The sequence below is a fragment of the Streptomyces sp. NPDC025651 genome, from assembly GCF_055558735.1.
Genome location: NZ_JBVHLZ010000040.1, coordinates 1 through 1270, shown reverse-complemented (window position 1 = coordinate 1270; position 1270 = coordinate 1). Strand labels below are relative to the sequence as shown.

Below are 1270 nucleotides of genomic sequence, written 5' to 3'. Positions count from 1 at the left end.
GGGAGGCTCTGGGCGCGGCGCTCCTCGACGTGGTCGAACGCCACGAATCACTGCGCACCGTGTTTCCCCAGAGTGCGGACGGCGTGCCGTTCCAGACAGTCGTCGACAGCGAGCGAGTCGCCCTATCCCTGGACGTCACCGAGGCAACGGAGGAGACGCTGGCGGAGCTCGTCTCGGCCGAGGTGACGTGCGGATTCGATCTCACCACCCAGGTACCTTTGCGCGCTCGGCTGTTCGCTCTGGACGACGCCACGCACGTCCTGGTGGTGGTGCTGCACCACATCGCCGGTGACGGCTGGTCGATGGCGCCGCTGGCGCGGGACGTGGCGCAGGCATACGAGGCGCGCACCACGGGCCGTGCTCCGGGCTGGGAGCCGCTGCCGGTGCAGTACGCCGACTACGCCCTGTGGCAGCGGGACTTGCTCGGCGGCGAAGACGATCCCGAAAGCCTGCTGAGCCGGCAACTCGCCTATTGGAGGACACAACTGGCCGATCTCCCCGAGGAGGTGCCGCTCCCCACGGACCGCCGTCGCCCCGCCGTCGCCTCCTATCGTGGCGACAGCCTGACATTCACGCTGGACGCGGAGCTGCACAAGGGCCTCGCGGAGCTGGCGCGTGCGTCGGGCGCCAGTGTGTTCATGGTGGTGCAGGCGGCGTTCGCGGCGCTGCTGTCGCGGCTCGGCGCGGGCACCGACATCCCCATCGGCTCGCCGGTGGCGGGCCGCACGGACGAGGCGCTCGACGATCTGGTCGGGTTCTTCATCAACACGTTGGTGTTGCGCACCGACCTGTCCGGTGACCCCACCTTCCGTGAACTGGTCGACCGTGTGCGGGAGACCGACCTGGCCGCGTACGCCCATCAGGACGTGCCGTTCGAGCACCTCGTGGAGGTCCTCAATCCGGTCCGTTCGATGGCCCGGAACCCTCTCTTCCAAGTAGCCCTCGCGTTCCAGAACCAGCGCCAGTCCGACCTGCGGCTCCCAGGACTCTCGCTCAGCACGGAATGGAGCGACGGTGACGCGGCGAAGTTCGATCTGTCGTTGGGGCTTGCGGAGCGGTTTGACGGTGAGGGTGTGCCGGCTGGTCTGGAGGGTGGTTTTGAGTTCGCGACTGATTTGTTCGACCGGGTGACGGTCGAGGGGATCGCTGAGCGGTTCGGTCGGTTGTTGTCGGCTGTGGTGGCGGATCCTGATTGTCATGTGGGTGAGTTGGAGGTGTTGTCCGGCGAGGAGCGAGGGGAGTTGTTGGCTGGTTGGCAGGGTGAGCGGGT

At 67.6% G+C, this 1270-nt stretch carries 1 protein-coding gene; it reads left to right on the top strand.

From position 1 onward, the window contains the following. Positions 1 to 1270: condensation domain-containing protein (locus tag ACZ4D5_RS43450; protein ID WP_467778076.1), on the top strand; the 1270-nt coding region annotated here is incomplete at both ends.